General features: G+C 71.2%; 2 protein-coding genes. One reads left to right on the forward strand and one right to left on the reverse strand.

The genetic code is table 11. The features are described 5' to 3' along the window. Window positions 1-228: hypothetical protein (locus IEX31_RS18530; RefSeq protein ID WP_229662504.1), on the forward strand; the 228-nt coding region annotated here is incomplete at its 5' end. On the opposite strand, the gene IEX31_RS18535 is transcribed toward IEX31_RS18530, so the two are convergent. Then, a complete protein-coding gene (locus tag IEX31_RS18535) occupies window positions 209-457 on the reverse strand; it encodes a helix-turn-helix domain-containing protein (RefSeq protein ID WP_188744854.1) in 249 nt (82 codons plus the stop codon). The two genes, IEX31_RS18530 and IEX31_RS18535, sit on opposite strands and share 20 nt — an antisense overlap. Window positions 458-607 lie beyond the last annotated feature (150 nt).

Consider the following 607-nt stretch of genomic DNA (forward strand, 5'->3'; position numbering starts at 1 on the left):
GAGCCGGGCCGGGCGATGCTGGTCGACTGGGCCGGTGACACGATCGACCTCGTCGACGCGGTCACGGGCGAGGTGACTCGGGCGGTGCTGTTCGTCGCGGTGCTGGGAGTAACCGGCGAACGATGGTGCCGGCTCACCAGCACCACCCCAGAGCCGGCACCATCCCCCCGGAACGCCGGTACCAGATCGCTGGACTACCAGTACCAACTCACGCTACGCGCCACGTAGCGGCCTCGATGAGGGCGGCGCCCACCGCGCGGACCCGCGACAGACGCGGGGTGCGCAGCGCGCGATCGAGGCGTTCCATCGTGTCGTCGTTCGGCACGCGCCGGCCCACCTCGTATGCCGTGACCTTCGGCCGGGGCACGCCGGCGAGTTCGGCGAGTTCCCGCTGCGTGAGTTGGGCAGCGACGCGGCGTGCCCGGAGTTCGGCGCCGTAGCTCGTGCAGGTGGTCATGTCGGGGAGGATATCGGGGCGCTCAGCCCTTCGCCATGATCAACAACGGCTGCTCCGCCAGGCCCACAGGTCAGCGGCGCACCCGATCGACAAGCCGCGCGGGTGCGCCGTACTCCGCGACCCTCGCGTCCGACGTCAGCAGCGCGAACC

Origin of the sequence: Agromyces bauzanensis (assembly GCF_014645655.1) — a bacterium.
In the GTDB taxonomy this organism is placed as follows: domain Bacteria; phylum Actinomycetota; class Actinomycetes; order Actinomycetales; family Microbacteriaceae; genus Agromyces; species Agromyces bauzanensis.